The 17,661-nt window shown below is 61.9% G+C and carries 19 protein-coding genes and 1 pseudogene; 14 read left to right on the top strand and 6 right to left on the bottom strand.

Going from position 1 to position 17,661, the window contains the following annotated elements; translation table 11 throughout:
- The first annotated feature begins 4 nt into the window (after positions 1 to 4).
- The 7 genes and pseudogenes from prpF to F506_RS22725 all read left to right on the top strand — a co-directional run.
- Positions 5 to 1,195, top strand: a complete 1,191-nt coding sequence (prpF, locus tag F506_RS15195; protein ID WP_053198770.1) for a 2-methylaconitate cis-trans isomerase PrpF — start codon at positions 5 to 7, stop codon at positions 1,193 to 1,195.
- 118 nt (positions 1,196 to 1,313) lie between these two features.
- Complete coding sequence (locus F506_RS15190) at positions 1,314 to 1,706, top strand: hypothetical protein (protein ID WP_053198767.1); 393 nt, start codon at positions 1,314 to 1,316, stop codon at positions 1,704 to 1,706.
- A 240-nt stretch (positions 1,707 to 1,946) separates the two neighbouring features.
- Entirely contained in the window at positions 1,947 to 3,845 is a 1,899-nt protein-coding gene (locus tag F506_RS15185; RefSeq protein ID WP_053198765.1) for a propionate--CoA ligase, read from the top strand.
- A 96-nt stretch (positions 3,846 to 3,941) separates the two neighbouring features.
- Positions 3,942 to 4,433 (top strand): arsinothricin resistance N-acetyltransferase ArsN1 family B, encoded by a 492-nt coding sequence (locus F506_RS15180; RefSeq protein ID WP_053198763.1) that lies wholly within the window; start codon positions 3,942 to 3,944, stop codon positions 4,431 to 4,433.
- A gap of 279 nt (positions 4,434 to 4,712) precedes the next feature.
- Complete coding sequence (locus F506_RS15175) at positions 4,713 to 4,979, top strand: hypothetical protein (protein WP_053198761.1); 267 nt, start codon at positions 4,713 to 4,715, stop codon at positions 4,977 to 4,979.
- A 78-nt stretch (positions 4,980 to 5,057) separates the two neighbouring features.
- Positions 5,058 to 5,816 carry a helix-turn-helix transcriptional regulator gene (locus tag F506_RS15170; RefSeq protein ID WP_200907747.1) on the top strand — a complete coding sequence of 253 codons (759 nt, stop codon included), beginning with the start codon at positions 5,058 to 5,060 and terminating at the stop codon, positions 5,814 to 5,816.
- Between the two features lie 98 nt (positions 5,817 to 5,914).
- Positions 5,915 to 6,292: pseudogene (locus tag F506_RS22725) on the top strand (cupin domain-containing protein); the annotation flags it as partial.
- 12 nt (positions 6,293 to 6,304) lie between these two features.
- Here the strand turns inward: F506_RS22725 and xth are convergent.
- A complete protein-coding gene (gene xth / locus F506_RS15160; protein ID WP_053198755.1) occupies positions 6,305 to 7,072 on the bottom strand; it encodes an exodeoxyribonuclease III in 768 nt (255 codons plus the stop codon).
- A gap of 388 nt (positions 7,073 to 7,460) precedes the next feature.
- Between xth and F506_RS15155 the strand changes: the two genes are divergently transcribed.
- Complete coding sequence (locus tag F506_RS15155; protein WP_053198753.1) at positions 7,461 to 8,540, top strand: porin; 1,080 nt, start codon at positions 7,461 to 7,463, stop codon at positions 8,538 to 8,540.
- A gap of 56 nt (positions 8,541 to 8,596) precedes the next feature.
- On the opposite strand, the gene F506_RS15150 is transcribed toward F506_RS15155, so the two are convergent.
- Both F506_RS15150 and F506_RS15145 read right to left on the bottom strand, forming a co-directional pair.
- Positions 8,597 to 9,343 carry a MipA/OmpV family protein gene (locus F506_RS15150; protein ID WP_053198750.1) on the bottom strand — a complete coding sequence of 249 codons (747 nt, stop codon included), beginning with the start codon at positions 9,341 to 9,343 and terminating at the stop codon, positions 8,597 to 8,599.
- Between the two features lie 109 nt (positions 9,344 to 9,452).
- Positions 9,453 to 9,905 (bottom strand): winged helix-turn-helix transcriptional regulator, encoded by a 453-nt coding sequence (locus F506_RS15145; RefSeq protein WP_053198748.1) that lies wholly within the window; start codon positions 9,903 to 9,905, stop codon positions 9,453 to 9,455.
- 114 nt (positions 9,906 to 10,019) lie between these two features.
- On the opposite strand from F506_RS15145, the gene F506_RS15140 reads away from it, so the two are divergent.
- Positions 10,020 to 11,318: an MFS transporter gene (locus F506_RS15140; RefSeq protein WP_083457916.1), complete on the top strand. Its 1,299-nt coding sequence runs from the start codon at positions 10,020 to 10,022 to the stop codon at positions 11,316 to 11,318.
- On the opposite strand, the gene F506_RS15135 is transcribed toward F506_RS15140, so the two are convergent.
- Positions 11,290 to 11,958: a S24 family peptidase gene (locus tag F506_RS15135; protein ID WP_235471163.1), complete on the bottom strand. Its 669-nt coding sequence runs from the start codon at positions 11,956 to 11,958 to the stop codon at positions 11,290 to 11,292. The genes F506_RS15140 and F506_RS15135 overlap by 29 nt on opposite strands.
- Positions 11,959 to 12,068: 110 nt before the next feature.
- On the opposite strand from F506_RS15135, the gene F506_RS15130 reads away from it, so the two are divergent.
- Both F506_RS15130 and F506_RS15125 read left to right on the top strand, forming a co-directional pair.
- On the top strand, positions 12,069 to 12,302 hold the full coding sequence (locus F506_RS15130) for a transcriptional regulator (RefSeq protein ID WP_053198744.1): 234 nt from the start codon (positions 12,069 to 12,071) through the stop codon (positions 12,300 to 12,302).
- Positions 12,303 to 12,313: 11 nt separating this feature from the next.
- On the top strand, positions 12,314 to 12,964 hold the full coding sequence (locus F506_RS15125) for a hypothetical protein (protein ID WP_144424065.1): 651 nt from the start codon (positions 12,314 to 12,316) through the stop codon (positions 12,962 to 12,964).
- Between the two features lie 81 nt (positions 12,965 to 13,045).
- Here F506_RS15125 and F506_RS15120 read toward each other — a convergent pair whose 3' ends face one another.
- Positions 13,046 to 14,569, bottom strand: coding sequence for a leucyl aminopeptidase (locus F506_RS15120; protein ID WP_053198740.1), 1,524 nt, complete (start codon positions 14,567 to 14,569; stop codon positions 13,046 to 13,048).
- Between the two features lie 75 nt (positions 14,570 to 14,644).
- Between F506_RS15120 and lptF the strand changes: the two genes are divergently transcribed.
- From lptF to F506_RS15105, 3 genes are read left to right on the top strand one after another with little or no spacing between them, the layout of a single operon-like run.
- Complete coding sequence (lptF, locus tag F506_RS15115) at positions 14,645 to 15,772, top strand: LPS export ABC transporter permease LptF (RefSeq protein ID WP_053198738.1); 1,128 nt, start codon at positions 14,645 to 14,647, stop codon at positions 15,770 to 15,772.
- The gene (lptG, locus tag F506_RS15110) at positions 15,772 to 16,905 is read left to right on the top strand and encodes an LPS export ABC transporter permease LptG (RefSeq protein ID WP_053198737.1); all 1,134 of its coding nucleotides are present in this window, start codon (positions 15,772 to 15,774) and stop codon (positions 16,903 to 16,905) included. Before lptF ends, lptG begins: the two co-directional genes overlap by 1 nt.
- A gap of 2 nt (positions 16,906 to 16,907) precedes the next feature.
- A complete protein-coding gene (locus F506_RS15105; protein WP_053198735.1) occupies positions 16,908 to 17,282 on the top strand; it encodes a sirohydrochlorin chelatase in 375 nt (124 codons plus the stop codon).
- A gap of 6 nt (positions 17,283 to 17,288) precedes the next feature.
- On the opposite strand, the gene F506_RS15100 is transcribed toward F506_RS15105, so the two are convergent.
- The gene (locus F506_RS15100; RefSeq protein WP_053198733.1) at positions 17,289 to 17,660 is read right to left on the bottom strand and encodes a tRNA-binding protein; all 372 of its coding nucleotides are present in this window, start codon (positions 17,658 to 17,660) and stop codon (positions 17,289 to 17,291) included.
- Position 17,661 lies beyond the last annotated feature (1 nt).

Below are 17,661 nucleotides of genomic sequence, written 5' to 3'. Positions count from 1 at the left end.
GCATATGACCCACGTACCTCAAATCAAGATTCCCGCCACGTACATGCGCGGCGGCACCAGCAAGGGTGTGTTCTTTCGCCTGCAGGATTTGCCGGCTGCGGCGCAGGCGCCGGGTCCAGCCCGCGACGCCTTGCTGATGCGCGTGATCGGCAGTCCCGACCCGTACGGCAAGCAGATCGACGGCATGGGCGGCGCCACCTCGAGCACCAGCAAGACCGTGATTCTGTCCAAGTCCACCCGGGCAGAGCATGACGTCGATTACTTGTTCGGCCAGGTGTCCATCGACACATCGTTCGTCGACTGGAGCGGCAACTGCGGCAACCTGTCGGCGGCGGTCGGTCCGTTTGCCATCAGCAACGGCCTGGTCAATCCCGATCGGATTCCGCTCAACGGCGTCTGCATCGTGCGCATCTGGCAGGCCAATATCGGCAAGACCATCGTCGCGCACGTGCCGATCACCGACGGCCAGGTGCAGGAGACCGGCGACTTCGAGCTCGACGGCGTGACTTTCCCGGCGGCCGAAGTGCAGCTCGAATTCATGGATCCTGCCGCAGAAGAAGAGGGTGCCGGCGGCGCCATGTTCCCGACCGGGAATCTGGTTGATGATCTGGAAGTGCCGGGGATCGGTACCTTCAAGGCGACCATGATCAATGCCGGCATTCCGGCGATTTTTCTTAACGCGGAAGACATCGGCTATACCGGCGCCGAATTGCAGGACGCCATCAACAGCGATCCGCAAGCATTGGCCCGGTTCGAAACCATCCGCGCGCACGGCGCCGTGCGCATGGGCCTGATCAAGCATGTTGACGAAGCCGTCAAGCGCCAGCACACGCCCAAGGTCGCATTCGTCGCCAAGCCGCGTGACTATGTTGCTTCCAGCGGCAAAAAGGTTGCCGCCGCCGACGTCGACCTGCTGGTGCGCGCCATGTCCATGGGCAAGCTGCACCACGCCATGATGGGGACGGCGGCAGTCGCCATCGGCGTCGCAGCGGCGATTCCCGGCACGCTGGCGAATCTTGCCGCCGGCGGCGGCGACCGCACGGCGGTGCGCTTCGGCCATCCGTCGGGTACGTTGCGCGTCGGCGCACAGGCGCAACAGGCCAACGGCGAATGGAGCGTGACCAAGGCCATCATGAGCCGCAGCGCGCGGGTGCTGATGGAAGGGACGGTGCGCGTGCCGGGAGACGCGTTCTGACGAGATCGATCAGGGGCGACGCCGGATGCTGCGCTGCGGCGCGACAAAACCGGAGTTGCGGAACGAAAGTTGGTAAGATGCCGTCCACACTCTTTTTCACCCCGGCATTGGACTAAACATGACTTTCTTGCAACGTGCTTCCGTACTGACCCTGACCATCCTGCTGGCTGCCTGCGCTGAAACAGTGCCGCTGACCGAAACCAAGCCGGTGCCTGCACCGCTGCAACCCGTGGCCGCCGCAGTCAATCCGGCCTGGGCCGGCCGCCTGGCGACCGGCAGCTTCTCCTGCGAGATGGGCAACAAGGTGGAAGTCAAGCTCGACGGCAACAATAACGTGAGCCTGGTGTGGAAGGGCAGCACCTACAAGATGATGCCCATATCGACCTCGACCGGCGCCTTGCGTTTCGAAGACAAGGGCGATGGCCTGGTCTGGATCCAGATCCCGTCGAAGTCGATGCTGCTGAATTCGAAGATCGGCCAGCAACTCGCGAACGATTGCAAGAATCGATAACACCTTGTTTTCGGCAAGCGAAAAAAGGATGCGTCGATGCATCCTTTTTTTCGTCCGGCTGTTTTTTTTTGCTACCGTTTTTTAAAAAAAGAAGGCCGCATTAAGCTGCACGTAAGCATGTTCTGCGACAGTAAACGTCAACCACAACAAGCAAGAAGATGCCGCGCAAAGACGCGGCACACAGCTCGCAGCGACCCTCCGGCAAGGTCGATGCGCATCCGATCGCCATGAGGAGACATCATGAGTTTCGCATCGTTTTACCAGCAGTCCATCGACGACCCGGATACCTTCTGGGCCAATGAAGCCAGGCGTATCGACTGGCATGCACCCTTCACCAAGACACTCGACTACACGCGCCCGCCGTTCGCACGCTGGTTCATCGGCGGCGAGACCAATCTGTGTCACAACGCGGTTGATCGCCATCTGGCGCAACGCGCCGACCAGGCCGCGCTGATTGCGGTATCGACCGAAACCAACACCGAAAAAACCTATACCTTCCGCGAGCTGCACCGTGAAGTCAGCGCGATGGCGGCGATCATGCTGTCGCTCGGCGTCAAACGCGGCGACCGCGTGCTGATTTACATGCCGATGATTGCCGAGGCAGTGTTCGCGATGCTGGCGTGTGCGCGTATCGGCGCGGTGCATTCCGTGGTGTTCGGCGGCTTCGCCTCGAACAGTCTGGCGACGCGCATCGACGATGCGCAGCCGACGCTGATCGTATCCGCCGATGCGGGTTCACGCGGCGGCCGGGTGGTGGCGTACAAGGGCTTGCTGGATGAAGCGATCCGGCTGGCGCAACACAAGCCGGCGCACGTCTTGCTGACCGACCGGGGACTGGCCGAAATGCCGCGCACCGCCGGACGCGATGTCGACTATACCGGCCTGCGCGCGCAATATCTTGACACCGAGGTGCCGGTCACCTGGCTGGAATCGAACGAGCCGTCCTACATCCTCTACACCTCCGGCACCACTGGCAAGCCCAAGGGCGTGCAGCGCGATGTCGGAGGCTATGCGGTGGCGCTGGCGGCGTCGATGCCCTACGTGTTCTGCGGCAATCCCGGGGAGACTTATTTCTGCACCTCCGACATCGGCTGGGTGGTCGGCCATTCCTACATCGTCTACGGCCCGCTGATGGCCGGCATGGCGACCATCCTGTACGAAGGCCTGCCGGTGCTGGCGGGCGACAAGCCGGACGGCGGCATCTGGTGGAGCCTGGTGGAGAAGTACAAGGTCACCCGCATGTTTTCGTCGCCGACCGCCATCCGCGTGCTCAAGAAGCAGCCGGCCGAATGCATGACGCGTCACGATCTGTCGTCGCTCAAAAGTCTCTATCTGGCCGGCGAACCGCTGGACGAGACGACGTCAAAATGGATTTCGGAAGCGCTCGGCGTGCCGGTGATCGACAACTACTGGCAAACCGAGAGCGGCTGGCCCATCCTGTCTGTCGCCAAGGGCGTCGACGACAAGCCGACCCGGCTAGGCAGCCCGGGCGTGCCGCTGTACGGCTACAAGATGCACATCATGAACGAATCCACCGGCGCGCTGTGCGGCGCCAACGAAAAGGGCGTCGTGGTGATCGAAGGGCCGCTGCCGCCGGGATGCATGCAGACCGTGTATCGCGACGACGAACGCTTCGTCAATACCTACTGGTCCAACTTCAAGACCCAGGTGTACTCCACCTTCGACTGGGGCATCCGTGATGAAGACGGCTACTACTTCATCCTCGGCCGCACCGACGACGTCATCAATGTTGCCGGCCATCGCCTCGGTACGCGCGAGATCGAAGAGAGCATTTCCAGCCATGCCAACGTGTCCGAGGTGGCCGTGGTCGGCGTCGAAGATAAGCTCAAGGGCCAGGTGGCGATCGCCTTCGTAATTCCCAAACGGGCCGATGCCGTCGCTACGGCGGAAGCGCGCCAGGCGCTCGAAGCGGAAATCATGCGCGTGGTCGACAAGCAGATCGGCGCCGTCGGCCGGCCATCGCGCGTGCATTTCATCAGCCTGCTGCCGAAGACGCGTTCGGGCAAGCTGCTGCGCCGATCCATCCAGGCAATCTGCGAGGGCCGCGATCCCGGCGACCTGACAACCATCGAAGATCCCAACTCGCTGGAACAGATCAAAGCGGCCTTGCAAACATAGAAATACGCCGGAAGCGGTAGCGACGACGTCCGGGCCATGCGCCGGACGCCGTCATTTTGGGTACACTACGTGTTACCGCATTTTCTTCCCGCTTTCATGACCACCTCTATACGTCCGGCCACAACGGCCGATGCCGCCGCCATTTGCGAGATCTATAATCACTACGTTCTGACGACGACCATCAGCTTTGAACTGGAAGCCGTTTCCGTCGAGGAAATGGCGCAGCGCATCGTCGAGGTCTCAGCCTTGTTCCCGTGGCTGGTGTACGAAGAAGACGGCCGCATCCTTGGCTATGCCTACGCAACCAAATGGAAGGCGCGCAAGGCCTACCAACAGTCCGTCGAAAGTTCGGTCTACATGGCCAGGGACAGCGGCGGCAGGGGTGTCGGCACGCAGCTGTACCAAGCCTTGTTCGCTGGGCTGAAGGCGCGCGGCGTACACGCCGTCATGGGCGGCATCGCCCAGCCGAATCCCGGCAGCGTGGCCTTGCACGAGAAGATGGGCTTCGTCAAAGTTGCCCATTTCGCACAGGTTGGAAGGAAATTCGATCAATGGATTGACGTCGCCTACTGGCAGTTGATTCTTTAGAACTCATTTCATCAATAGGTGTGAGATGCGTTCTTCCCAGAAAGGGCGCTGGCAAGGCGTGCGACGCGTCGCGTGGCGGTGCCACGCGCAAGGAGCGCAACGCGGCCAGCGCCCTTTCTGGGAAGAACCCGAAGGGAGCGGCCTGTTTGGGCGATCTGCTGCGTTACGAATCGGGATCAAGACACCCAGTCTTGACCCCGATTCGCGCCTTGCATCTCATCCCAAACAGGACTCGCTCGCACTCACACCTATTGATGAAATGAGTTCTTAGGAGCAAACATGGCCAGATCGACCAGAGCAACCGGCGCCATCGAGCGCCTCAACACGCGCGCAGGGACGAAGCAGTATTCCATGGGCCGCACCTCGGCAGAACTGTTTTACCTGCTCCAGCGTACGCCCGAGAATCCAGCGGAAAAACTGTGCGATCCGTTGCCGCTGGACGAGTTCGTCGCTTTCGTCAATGCCTACGGGCCGCAAAAGCCGAAACGCGTCAGCAAGCTCGATGTCGCCTTCGAGAAGCAGCTCGCGAAGAAGCGCGAAGAGTAAATCGCCGTGGCCCCGTCCCACCCTCGCCCCCGCCAGCAAAAGCGCAAGGACTGGATACTGCGGTCGCAGTCGTCCGGCATGGAGCGCATCGAGGCATTTTTCCACGGACGCGGCTACGCCATGCATCGCCACGATACGTATGCCATCGGCATCACCATGGGCGGCGTGCAGTCATTCCAGTACAAGAAGTCGATGCGCCACAGCCTGCCCGGCAACACCATGGCGCTGTACCCCGATGAGCCGCATGACGGCCAGGCCGGCAGCGAAGCGGGCTTTCGCTATCGCATGCTGTATATCGAGCCCTCGCTGTTGCAGGATGCGCTCGGCGGCGTTGCGCTGCCGTTCATTGAAGGCGGCATCTCGACCGATCCACGCCTGTTCGGCGTCGTGCGCAACCTGTTGCTGCATATGGATGACGAGGTGGAGCCATTGCAGCAAGACGACGGCATCTTCGAGCTTGCCCGCGCGATGGATGCAGTATCCGGCAAGCGGCCGCGGCGCCATGCCGCCGACTTCGGTGCAGCTCAGCTGGCGCGTGAATACATCCACGGCGCGCTCGACCGCACCCTGACGCTCGACGAACTGGCGCAGGCCTGCGGCCGGGATCGCTGGAGCCTGACACGGGATTTCCGCAGTTTCTTCGGCACCAGTCCCTATCGCTACCTCAGCATGCGCCGGCTCGACATGGCGCGGCGCCTGATGGCGCAAGGTCTGCCGCTGGCGGATGCCGCAGCCATGTCCGGCTTTGCCGACCAGAGCCACATGACGCGTTTGTTCACCAAGACTTACGGCATTGCACCGGCGCACTGGTTGCGCATCATGCGGCGCGAAGCCTGATTTCGCCAGGGTGCGAACACGCCTTAGTTGCACGATCGTTCAAGACCGCGGCGCCCGGCCGGCGTAGGCTTGCCTTCTTGTTCACCCAGGGAGCCAGCATGCCAGCCGCCATCAACCCGCGCGAATACCGCCCCATCAATTTCACCGACAAGCTTTCGCTGTTCAGCGAGCACTGGTCGCAACGCGTCATTGCCGAAATGAACGACTACCAGTTCAAGCTGGCCAAGGTAAAGGGCGAGTTCATCTGGCACGACCACGCCGACACCGACGAAGTCTTCATCGTGCTCGACGGCGCGCTGCGCATCGACTTTCGCGACGGCGCAGTGCATCTCAAGGCCGGCGAGATGTTCGTGATCCCCAAGGGCGTCGAGCACAAGCCGTATGCGGAAGAAGAAGCCAGCATCCTGCTGGTCGAACCGCGCGGCGTGGTCAATACCGGGGCCGAGGAAAGCGATCGTACGCGCGCCAACGACGTGCGTGGCGCAAGTTCAGTCGAGCGTGGCCACCACCGGCGCATGGTCCGAAGGCTGTTCCCACTTGCGCGGTACCTTGTCGATCACGCACGCCGTGCACTGCGCCGCCAGCGGCGCGGTCAGCAGGATATGGTCGATGCGCAGGCCCTTGTTCAATCGGAACCCCATCTGGCGATAGTCCCACCAGCTGTAGAGCTTTTCTGGTTGCTCGAACTTGCGGAAGGCATCGGTGAAGCCCATCTTTTCGAGATGGAAGAACGCCGCGCGCTCCGGTTCCGACACCAGGTTCTGGCCGACCCAGGCAGCCGGGTCGTGGACGTCGCGATCTTCCGGCGCGATGTTGTAGTCGCCCAGCAGGGCCAGCCGGGGATGCAGCAATTGTTCTTGCGCCAGCCACTCGTGCAGCGCGGCCAGCCATTTCAGCTTGTACTGGTATTTCTCCGAATCCGGCGCCTGGCCGTTGGGAATATAGGCGCAGACGTAACGCACGCCTTCGATGGTCGCCGCAATGATGCGTTGCTGTTCATCTTCGAACAGCGGATTGTTCTTGACCACGTCGGTGATCGGATGGCGCGACAGGATAGCCACCCCGTTGTAGGTCTTCTGTCCGCTGAACACCACTTCGTAACCGGCGGCGTTGATTTCGGCCTGCGGGAACTTGTCGTCGGTGAGCTTGGTTTCCTGCAGGCACAGCACGTCGACCGGATTGTCGCCCAGCCATTGCAATACCTGGGGCAGGCGGACTTTCAGGGAGTTGACGTTCCAGGTGGCGATTTTTTTCATTGGAGCAGTGGCCTTTTTGCTTGGCGCTTCCGGCAAGTCCGGCAGCATGCGGAGAAATAAGAAGTCGAATATTACAGGAACTCGTTTGAACCCATTTCACAAAATCCCGTGAGGGCCGTTCTTGCCGTGCTTGCTCAAATGGCGTGCTCTCCAAGTCCGTCAATGAAATGCTTTTGCTCCGGCGGCGTAAATATTCTGGAGTGCGTTTCGTGAATTTTGATAAATACGGTCAATCTGCGTCTGCGCCGGCGAAGTGTTGTCATCGCACAAAAATGTAACAAGTCTGACATGTTGTCTGAATAGCATCCATCTCGTCGCGCCGGCCGATGTAATCGGCCCGCCGGCATCCGATGCAATTCCCCGTCCACTTGCTATCTCCTGGTGCTACATGACAAAAGAAATTGCCGTACCGGCGCTCATGCTGAGCGTTTTCCTTCTTGCCGGCGCGTCTTCCGCGCAGGGCGCTTCTCCAGGCGCCGTCACCCTATACGGCGTTATCGACATCGGCATGGAGTATCTCAACAATGCCGGACGCAGCGGCGGAGGTTTGCTGCGGATGCATTCGGGTGGCACGAGCACGTCCAATATCGGTTTCAAGGGGAGCGAAGATCTGGGTGGGGGAATGCAGAGTTTTTTTCAACTGGAAAGCGGTTTCCAGGCCGATACCGGCGAACGGTCGGATCCGCACAGTTTCTTCAACCGGCAGGCGAATGTCGGCTTGTCGGGAGCGTATGGCAAGGTATTGGCGGGACGAAGCGAAAGCACGACCGGCGATTTTTCCGTCAACGATCCCATCATGGGCAACAACTATTCGTGGTCTGGGGCGAGCACGCACATGCGCGGCGATCGCAGGGACGGAACCCTGGGTCGCATCTCCAACCTGGTGAAATACGAAGGCAGCTTCGGCTCTTATCGCATTGGCGGCAGCTACGGTCTGGGCGAGGCCGCAGGCAGCCACACCAGCGATGCCCGCTATTCGGCGGGACTGCAGTACCTGGGCAGCAGCGTGACGGGCGTGCTGACGTTTGACCGGGAGAACAGTAATCGCATCTTTCCGGGCTATGACCGCGCTTCGAATATCCAGGTGTCGGGCTCTTACGCACAACCGCTCGTCAAATTCTTCGCGGGCTATCGACGGCATGCCAAGCATGCCGCCACGGCGAGCAAGGACTTGCGCAGCGACTTTGTCTGGATCGGCGCCAGCTATCCGCTATCGCAGGCGACAACCGTGAGCGCGGCGATTTATCACGTGGACCTGCGCAACGATCCCCGCGGCAACAACGGCAATCCGACCATGTATGCGGGACGCATCCGATATGCCATGTCCGCGCGCACGTCGCTCTATCTCGTCGGCGCGTACGCCGTCGTCAAGAACAGCCAGCCGGTCGCCGTGTCTCACTCCGCGAGAACCCACGCGGAAAACGGTGTGCAGGTGGGGATCAACATGGGCGTGACCCATCGGTTTTGATGTCCGCTATCCGCTTGACGCCGGCGTCAACGCCAGGCGGAGTCTTCCCGCGCCGGTTATTTGAAGTGATAGTTGATCGCCACTAGCCCCATGTTCTCGGTGCTGTGGTTGACGATCGGGCTGTTGGCGATGCCGTTGCCCAGCCATTTGCGGCGGAAGGTGACGTTGGCGACCCAGTTCTCGGCCACCGGCATTTCGATGGTCAGGCCCAGCATCGGGGTGGTCGAGGCGCCGGCATGGTATTCCCGGAAACCGCTGGCGCTCGATTCGGCGGCGGTGACGCCGTAGAAGTAGTCATTATACGAACCGCTGCGGCGCTCGATGCCGATCTGCGGGTAGAAGCTGGCGCGGCCGAGGTCGAACTGCGCTGCGTAGACGGCTTCCAGCAGCGTACCGTGCGATTTGTTGACGTCGTAGAAGGCGTTCAGGAAGAACGCACCGAAACGCGTTTCCTGCAAGGTGCCAATGCCGATCGGCACGGAGTTGGAGCGGCGATTCAGACCGCGCTCGGCGTCCATCTGGTCAAAGTTGACGCGCGCCGCCAGTTCCAGATAGCCGGCGCCCAACTTCACGGTCTTGACGCCGAAGGTATCCAGGCGTGCGAAGAAGCGGCCGTAGTCGAAATAAGCGTATGGCAGCACTTGGGTGACGTCGCTCTTTCCGAGGATGTTGCGCTCGAGGCGGAATACGCCAGGACCGATGTCGCCGCGCAGGTGGTCGGGGAAATCGGCTTCGGCTGTTTGCTGGGCCGCGGCGTGGCCGGCGAACGACAGGAGCAGGGCGCACAGCAGGGGTTTGTTCATGTTGGCTTTCGATGAGTGGTATGTGGGCTGAATACGGGTGAAACAGGAGGCAGCGGCAAGCCCGCCGGCATCGTTAAAGTGGCATCTTGCACGAATAGTGGTCCCGGCATCAAGCCCGGGCTTTTCTTTTGACGAAGGCGTTCTCCGGCTTGAGCGGTTTGCCTTCGCAGGTGTGCAAGGCAATTTTCGGGATCGGCTTGCCGCTGTCGCGGTCGACCATCGGCGCGATGGATTCGCCCTTTTTGAACAGATGGCCTTCGCCCCACTGACGCAGGCCCAGCACCACCGTGAACAATTCCTTGCCCTTGGCGGTGAGGATGTATTCCTGATAGGCGCTGCCGTCGGAGGCCGGGGCGACGTCGAGGATGCCGGCGTCGACCAGGTCGCGCAGCCGCGCCGACAGGATGTTCTTGGCCACGCCCAGGCTCTTCTGGAACTCGCCGAAGCGCCGCATGCCGTCGAAGGCGTCGCGAATGATCAGCAACGCCCAGCGGTCGCCGACCACGTCAATGGACCGCGCTACCGGGCAGGGATCGCTCATGAGACTTTTCCGCTTGGCCATCGTTATTGCCGCTTCCTCGTGCATGTCTGATGGTTGCATTTTAAAACTCGCTCGCCTACACTTCAACTGGTTTTAATTTGAAACCACATGTTCAGGATGAAAAGGAGCGGGGCGATGAGGCAAGGCGAGGGCGGGGCAGGGGCCTGCGGGTTGGAAGAAATGTGTGCGGAGCGCGTGTCGGCCGTGATGCCGCGCGCCATGGTGCTGTTGTTCGCGATAGCGTGCGGTGTCAGCGTCGCCAACGTCTACTACGCTCAACCCTTGCTGGACGCGCTGGCGGCGGAGTTCGGCTTCAGCCAGGCGGCGGTCGGTGTGGTGGTCACCGCAACCCAGGTCGGTTCTGCGCTGGCGCTGGTGCTGGTGGTGCCGCTGGGGGATTTGCTGGACCGGCGTCGCCTGACGCTGGCGCAGTTGCTGCTGTTGTTCGTCGCGCTGGTCGGGGTCGGGCTGGCGTCCTCGCCTGCCTGGCTGTTGCTCGGCATGCTGGCGGTGGGCATGCTCGGCACGGCCATGACGCAGGGGCTGATTTCCTATGCAGCGGCGCTGGCGGCGCCGCACGAACGCGGTCGCGTGGTCGGCACGGCCCAGGCGGGCGTGGTGATCGGCCTGTTGCTGGCGCGTACCCTGGCCGGACTGATCGCCGACATCGCCGGCTGGCGAATGGTGTACGCCGTGTCGGCCGTGCTGGCGCTGCTGATGTTGGCGCTGTTGCATGGCCGGCTGCCGCGGCGTCCTGCCGAAGCCGCGACAGCCGCGGCAGCCGGCCATGTGCGTTTGTCGTACGGACAACTGCTGGCGTCGATGGCGACGCTGATGTTGCATGACCGCGTGCTGCAAATTCGTGGCGTGATTGCGATGCTGATGTTCGCCGTGCTGAACATTTTCTGGAGCGCGCTGGTGCTGCCTCTGCGTGCGCCGCCGTATTCGTTGTCGCATGCGGCGATCGGTGCCTTCGGCCTGATCGGCGTGGTCGGCACGCTGGGCGCTGCCAAGGCCGGCAGCTGGGCTGACCGCGGGCGCGGGCAGTGGACCAGCGGCGTGGCGCTGGTGTTGCTGGCCGCGGCCTGGCTGCCGTTGTCGCTGCTGTCGTGGCGCCTGTGGTCGCTGGCGGCGGGAGTGCTGTTGCTGGACCTGGCGGCGCAGGCGATCCACGTCACCAACCAGAGCATGATCTTCCGCGCGAACGCGACGGCGCATAGCCGGCTGGTGGCTTGCTACATGATTTTTTATGCGGTCGGCAGCGGCGCCGGCGCGGTGTTGTCGACTTCGGCGTTCGCTGCGTGGGGATGGGGCGGCGTCTGTGTATTGGGTTCCGGCGTCAGCGTGCTCGGCTTGCTGTTCTGGGGCTGGAGCCTGCGGCACATGCCGCGCGCCGCAGGAGAAATCAGATCCGTTCGCTTGCCAGCACGATGACGCGCCCCAGCAGGACGCAGTCGGGGTGGTCGAATTCGAGACGGGGATAGTGTTTGCCGGCGTTGTTGTCGGAGGTCATGAACCAGCGCCCGAGGTCCAGCGCGAGGCGTTTGATGATGGCTTCGCCACGGTAGTTGATCAGATACACCGCGCCGTCCTGCAGTGCGGTGTCGCCGGCGTTGACCACCACCACGTCGCCCTCATGCAGTCGGGGCGCCATGCCGGCGCCGGTCACCGCGACGGCGAACAATTTGTCGGCATGCAGGCCGTGCGTGCTGAACCAGCTTTTCGGGAATTTCCACGAGCATAGCGTCGGCGCGATCTCATGCAGGGACGTCTGTGCCGAGCCGGCGGTCAGCTCGAGCAGGACCTGGCGGACGGTGACGGCGTCGTCTGCGTCCGTTTTCGGCGTTCGGAGTACGTCATAGGGTGTCGCCATCTCGCCTACTGCGAACTGGTCGAAATAGAGCGGGCCGAGGCGCAGGCGCTCTTCCAGCGCGCGGGCGGCCTTCTCGCCGAAGCCCTGGCCGTGCCGGTAACTCGACGAGAGCAATTGCGCCAGGCGCGATTCGCTCATGCCCGTGGCGTCGCAAACCTGTTGGCGGTCGCCGTCGTAGCGATCTGCGATCAACGCAAGCAAGCGTTTCCGTCGATGTTCATGCATGTTCATGCCCGCATTTGAACGCAAATTTAGCATTTGGTAAATTAGCTTTTGCTTGACTTGTATGTAGCAGATGCTAAATTGTCGTTATGACATTGATCGACTATCTCAATTCCGTTCCGATGGACAGGCGCGCCGCGCTTGCGGCGTACTGCGAGACCTCGTTCGACTACCTGCGCCAGATCGGTTATGGCAATCGTCCGTGCTCGCCGCTGATTGCGGTCTGCCTGGAACGCGCGTCACAGGGATTGATTACCCGCAAAGACCTGTTTCCCAACGACTGGGCCAGGCTGTGGCCGGAGCTGGACGACAAACAAGACTGATCTTCCGACCTATGCCACCGTTCAAGACATCGCTGTGCCGGATACCCGGCGGTTTTCTCTCGTTGCCGGATTTATCTGCGGCGCACGCCCAGGCGGCAAGCCTCGTGCAGTTTTCACTGATGGCGCTGCTGTTCGCCGTGCTGCCCGCGATGTTGTATTGGCAGCATCGCCGGCGCCGCTGGTGGACGATGGGCGCCGGGCTGACCGTGTTCATCCTGGCGCTCGATCACCTTATGCTGAAGGACCGCGGCAGCATGTGGCAGACCCTGGCCGCGACAGGCATCCTGTGGGGGCCGTCGTATCTTGCGCTGACGGTGCTGTGGGCCTCCCTGCGCGGGATGGGACGGGCCGTGAGCGGTGACGGCAGGGCAGCGGCGTTGTCCTGGTCCGACTGCGTCGTGATAGCGCTGCTGGCAATCATGGCGCACCTGTTGTTCTTCATCGCCGCGACGATTGCAGACGTCGCCGGCGCGGCGCTGCTCGGCGTCGTCGGTGATTTCGTCAATTGTCTGTACCAGCTGGCCCGCCCGGTCGATTTCCGGACCCATGGCGATCAGCTGAACATGCTGTTGGCGGCCTTGCCCACGCTGGTGCTGGCGACGTTGTTGCAAGCCTGGCTGCGCCGGCGCCGTGCCGTCATCCAGGGGACGCGGCCGCGATAAGCGACCGTTCATGATGCGCCAATAAAAAAGCCGCCACCCTGGGGGGATGACGGCTTCGGCTTCATCGCAGAGCGTGAAAAACTACGCGCGCGCTTTTTGCGACTTCTTCGCTTCATTCAGCAGGAAGGTCGTCAGCAGGGGAACAGGACGGCCGCTGGCGCCCTTGGTCGCGCCGCCGCGCCATGCAGTGCCGGCGATGTCCAGATGCGCCCAGGTGTATTTCTTGGTGAAGCGCTCGAGGAAGCACGCCGCGGTCACGCTGCCGGCCGGCTGGCCGCCGATGTTGGCGATGTCGGCGAAGTTCGATTTGAGCTGTTCCTGATAGACGTCCTGCACCGGCATGCGCCATGCAGTGTCGCCGCTGGTCTTGCCGGCTGCCAGCAGATCGGCGGCGAGCTGGTCGTGGGCGTCGTCTTCACGCGTGAACAGGCCGGTGTTGTGATGGCCCAGCGCCACCACGCAAGCGCCGGTCAGCGTCGCGATATCGACGACGGCGGCGGGCTTGAAGCGCTCGACATACGTCAGCGCGTCGCACAGGATCAGGCGGCCTTCGGCATCGGTGTTGAGCACTTCGATGGTCTGGCCCGACATCGAGGTGACGATATCGCCCGGCTTGGTGGCGCGGCCCGACGGCATGTTTTCGCAAGTCGGGATGACGCCGATGACGTTGAGCTTCAATTGCAGCTCGGCGATGGCGCGGAAAGTGCCCAGCACCGAGGCGGCGCCGCACATGTCGTATTTCATTTCATCCATGCCGGCGCCCGGCTTGAGCGAGATGCCGCCGGTGTCGAAGGTGATGCCCTTGCCGACCAGAACAATGGGCGCATCCTTGGATTTGCCGCCGAGATGCTTGAGGACGATGAATTTCGGGGGCTCGTCGCTGCCGTTGGTGACCGACAGGAAGCTGCCCATCTTGAGCGCTTCGAGTTGTTTGCGGTCCAGGACTTCGACGCCGAGCTTGTATTCCTTGGCCAGTTTCTTGGCGCTGTTGGCGAGATAGGTCGGCGTGCAGATGTTGCCCGGCAGGTTGGCCAGGTCCTTGCTCAGTTCCATGCCGTTGGCGAGTGCAACCGCTTCGGCCAGGCCGGTCTTGGCGGTAGCAGTGGCGGCGGTGGAGACCGCTACGGCGATCTTCTTCACGCCGGTCGGCGCGGGATCTTTTTTGCTCTTCAGGACGTCAGAGCGGTAATTGTTGTCGCGTGCAGCCAGTACCAGCGCGCGGATGGCCCAGGCCGCATCGCGGCCCTTGATTTTGTCCAGCGGCAGCGCCACCAGCGCATCGGCGGCGCCCACGGTCGCCAGCGCGCGCACGGCGCCTTGTGTTGCGGAGGAGAAACTCTTGTCGATGATCTCTTCATCGGCGCCGAGGCCGATCAGCAGCACGCGTTCGGCGGCGACTCCGGCCACGCCGCGCAGCAGCAGGGTGGAACCGGGTTTGCCGGTGATGTCGCCGGATTTCAGTGCGTCGCTGATCGCGCCCGATTTGTCCAGGGCTTGCGCAGCTTGCGTCAGTTTGCGGTTTTCAAAGACGCCCACGACCAGCACGCCGGTTTTTGCGGCGGTGACAGAGGTTTTTGCGTCCAATGTTTTTATGCTAAAGTCCATCGCTTGTCCTTAGTTTGCTAGTTTCTGTTTGCTTCAATTTACCTCTGCGATTTTACCTCTGTTTATAAGCCCCGAATGATTTTTGAGCGCGCTCTTCGACGCGAATTGATGAGCACCGCAGGCGCAGTGTTCACAACGCTATTTACGATCACCCTGACCGTGATGCTGATCAAGATCCTCGGTCAGGCGGCCGGCGGGCAGGTGAGCTCGCAGGATGTGCTCGCGCTGATCGGCTTCCAGGCGCTGAACTACATGCCGGTGATCCTGATCCTGACCGGCTTCATTTCCGTGCTGCTGGTGGTCACGCGCAGCTACCAGGATTCCGAAATGGTGGTGTGGTTCGCCTCGGGCCTGAGTCTGACGCGCTGGATCAGGCCGGTGTTGAACTTCGGCTGGCCGATCATCCTGCTGACCGCGGTGCTGAGCTTCATCGCCACGCCTTGGGCCAACCAGCAAAGCGCGCAATTCCGCGAACGCTTTGAAAAACGCGAAGACATCGCGCGCGTATCGCCCGGCAAGTTCCAGGAATCCGCCACCGCCAACCGCATCTTCTTCGTCGAAGGTATTTCCGGCGACGCCAACAAGGTCAAGAATGTCTTCGTCAATACTTTCCGCGATGGCAAGAACAGCATCGTGGTCGCCAAGGAAGGCGAAATGGACGTCGACAAGGACGGTGAGAAATTCGTCGTCATGAGCAAGGGCCGCCGCTATGACGGCATGCCGACTCAGCCTGATTTCCAGATGGTCGAATTCGAACGCTACGGCTTGCTGGTCGGTGGCCAGTCGCAAGCCGCTGCCGGCGACAAGTCGGCGCGCGCGCTGCAAACCTGGGAGTTGCTGGCGCAGGACACCCAGTTCACACGCGGTGAGCTGCTGTGGCGCATGGCCTTGCCGCTGATGGCGTCGACCCTGATGCTGCTGGCGATTCCGCTGTCCTTCGTCAATCCGCGCGTGGGCCGCTCGATGGGACTGCTGGTCGCGCTGCTGCTGTTCGTCGTGTACAGCAATACCGTCAGCGTGATGCAATCATCCGTGATCCAGAATCGCACCTCATTCCTGCTGGCCTGGTGGCCGGTGCATCTGGTGGTGGCCCTACTGGTGATCGGCCTGTTCTTCCTGCGGCTGAAGGTCAACAGCCGCTATCACCCCGCAGTCATCTGGTCTCGCCTGCGGCGTGCGCTTTTCTTGAAACGGCAAGCCTGATGAGAGTCCTGCAACGTTACATTACTACCGAGATCGTCCGTTCGGTTGCGTTCGCGCTGGCGGCCTTTCTTGCGCTGTTCGCATTTTTTGAAATGATGGGCCAGCTGGAGGCGGTCGGCCGCAACGGCTATCAATTGCAGAACGCCGTGCTCTACGTGATCATGGGTTTGCCCGGCAACGTGTATGAACTGATGCCGATCGCGGTGCTGATCGGCACCATTTATGCACTGGCGCAGTTTGCCGCAAGTTCCGAATTCACCATCATGCGCGTGTCCAGCATGTCGACTCGCATGACCGCCAAGGCACTGGCCAAGATCGGGCTCGGCTTTGCCATTGTCACCATCCTGTTCGGCGAACTGGTGGCGCCCAAGGCCACCGAGCTGGGCGAGAAGATCAAATTGCAGGCGCAGGGCGCGTCGCTGTCGCAGCAGTTCCGTTCCGGCCTGTGGGCCAAGGACGTGATCAAGAGCGACGGCCTGGTGGGCGACGTCATCGGCACGCGTTTCCTCAACATCCAGCGCATCCAGACCGACGGCCGTCTGGAGGGCGTGAAGATCTATGAGCTGGACAAGGATTTCCGTCTGTCCGATCTGATCGTCGCGGCGAGCGGCAGCTACCAAGGCAACCACACGTGGCAACTGGCAGACGTACAAAAGACCACGTTCATCATTGACGAGAAGGTCAGCGCGATCACCGCACCGATTGCCACCGAAAAGATCAAGACCGTCAATTTCGTCTCCGAAGTCACGCCGGAAATCCTGTCGGTGCTGTTCGCCGATCCGGATCGCATGTCGGCCTACGATTTGCGCGCCTACACCAAGCATCTGCAAGCCAACAACCAGCGCACCGAGCGCTATGAAATCGCGTTCTGGAAAAAGATCGTTTATCCCTTGTCGATCTTCGTGATGATGGGGTTGGCGCTGCCGTTCGCCTACCTGCATTTCCGTGCCGGCGGCGTCAGCCTGAAAATCTTTACCGGCATCATGATCGGCGTGAGCTTCCAGCTGATCAACAATTTGTTTTCTCACCTGGGCCTGCTCAACACCTGGCCGGCGCCGGTCACTGCAGCGCTGCCGAGTACGCTGTTCATGCTGATGGCGATCGTCGCCCTGCGCTGGGTCGAACGGCGCTGATCATGACGAAAAAATCGCTGATCCTGTTTGCGCACGGCGCGCGCGACCCCAACTGGGCCGAACCGTTCAGGCGCTTGCGCGCACTGACGCAGGCAGGCTTGCCGGACGTGGCGGTGGAACTGGCGTTCCTGGAGCTGATGACGCCGGACTTGCCGCAACTAGCGGCGCAGCAGATCGCCGACGGCGCGCAGCAGGTCACGATCGTGCCGGTATTTCTGGGACAGGGCGGACATGTCCGGCGCGATTTGCCGGTATTGATCGAACAGTTGCGCCGGGATCATCCCGGCGTGGCGTTTCAGGTCGCAGCGGCAGCCGGGGAAGACGACGGCGTGCTGCAGGCGCTGGCGCATTACTGCGTCAGCAGCTCGGGCAGATAGCGCACTTCAAAACAAGCGCCCGCCGTTCGGCGTAGCCCGATCCGGCGCGAACAGCACCACCTCTCCCTGCGCATCGGGGAATCCCAGCGTCAATACTTCCGACATGAATTTGCCGATCTGGCGCGGCGGGAAGTTGACCACTGCCGCCACTTGTTTCCCCATCAGTTCATCGAGCCGGTAGAGCGCCGTGATCTGCGCGCTGCTCTGCTTTACGCCGATGGTCGGACCGAAGTCGATTTTCAGTTTGTAGGCAGGTTTGCGGGCTTCCGGGAAGGCTTCCGCGGAGAGGATCGTGCCGATGCGGATATCCACCTTGAGGAAGTCGTCGAACGTGATCGCCGCCGCGGCCGGGGCGCTGGGGTCGTGTAACAGGTGCATG

The organism is Herbaspirillum hiltneri N3, from assembly GCF_001267925.1.
Lineage (GTDB): Bacteria > Pseudomonadota > Gammaproteobacteria > Burkholderiales > Burkholderiaceae_D > Herbaspirillum > Herbaspirillum hiltneri.
Note: the sequence above shows the minus strand (reverse complement) of the source record. Positions and strands in the feature narration are given on the sequence as shown.

What these genes read in the sequence shown, in the direction of transcription:
- lptG (WP_053198737.1), top strand. Translation starts at nt 15,772, where the DNA reads ATGAGAGTCCTGCAACGTTACATTACTACCGAGATCGTCCGTTCGGTT.
- lptF (WP_053198738.1), top strand. Translation starts at nt 14,645, where the DNA reads ATGATTTTTGAGCGCGCTCTTCGACGCGAATTGATGAGCACCGCAGGC.
- F506_RS15100 (WP_053198733.1), bottom strand. Translation starts at nt 17,660, where the DNA reads ATGCACCTGTTACACGACCCCAGCGCCCCGGCCGCGGCGGCGATCACG.
- F506_RS15185 (WP_053198765.1), top strand. Translation starts at nt 1,947, where the DNA reads ATGAGTTTCGCATCGTTTTACCAGCAGTCCATCGACGACCCGGATACC.
- F506_RS15125 (WP_144424065.1), top strand. Translation starts at nt 12,314, where the DNA reads ATGCCACCGTTCAAGACATCGCTGTGCCGGATACCCGGCGGTTTTCTC.
- prpF (WP_053198770.1), top strand. Translation starts at nt 5, where the DNA reads ATGACCCACGTACCTCAAATCAAGATTCCCGCCACGTACATGCGCGGC.
- F506_RS15155 (WP_053198753.1), top strand. Translation starts at nt 7,461, where the DNA reads ATGACAAAAGAAATTGCCGTACCGGCGCTCATGCTGAGCGTTTTCCTT.
- xth (WP_053198755.1), bottom strand. Translation starts at nt 7,072, where the DNA reads ATGAAAAAAATCGCCACCTGGAACGTCAACTCCCTGAAAGTCCGCCTG.
- F506_RS15145 (WP_053198748.1), bottom strand. Translation starts at nt 9,905, where the DNA reads ATGGCCAAGCGGAAAAGTCTCATGAGCGATCCCTGCCCGGTAGCGCGG.
- F506_RS15120 (WP_053198740.1), bottom strand. Translation starts at nt 14,569, where the DNA reads ATGGACTTTAGCATAAAAACATTGGACGCAAAAACCTCTGTCACCGCC.
- F506_RS15190 (WP_053198767.1), top strand. Translation starts at nt 1,314, where the DNA reads ATGACTTTCTTGCAACGTGCTTCCGTACTGACCCTGACCATCCTGCTG.
- F506_RS15150 (WP_053198750.1), bottom strand. Translation starts at nt 9,343, where the DNA reads ATGAACAAACCCCTGCTGTGCGCCCTGCTCCTGTCGTTCGCCGGCCAC.
- F506_RS15175 (WP_053198761.1), top strand. Translation starts at nt 4,713, where the DNA reads ATGGCCAGATCGACCAGAGCAACCGGCGCCATCGAGCGCCTCAACACG.
- F506_RS15170 (WP_200907747.1), top strand. Translation starts at nt 5,058, where the DNA reads ATGGAGCGCATCGAGGCATTTTTCCACGGACGCGGCTACGCCATGCAT.
- F506_RS15180 (WP_053198763.1), top strand. Translation starts at nt 3,942, where the DNA reads ATGACCACCTCTATACGTCCGGCCACAACGGCCGATGCCGCCGCCATT.
- F506_RS15140 (WP_083457916.1), top strand. Translation starts at nt 10,020, where the DNA reads ATGAGGCAAGGCGAGGGCGGGGCAGGGGCCTGCGGGTTGGAAGAAATG.
- F506_RS15130 (WP_053198744.1), top strand. Translation starts at nt 12,069, where the DNA reads ATGACATTGATCGACTATCTCAATTCCGTTCCGATGGACAGGCGCGCC.
- F506_RS15105 (WP_053198735.1), top strand. Translation starts at nt 16,908, where the DNA reads ATGACGAAAAAATCGCTGATCCTGTTTGCGCACGGCGCGCGCGACCCC.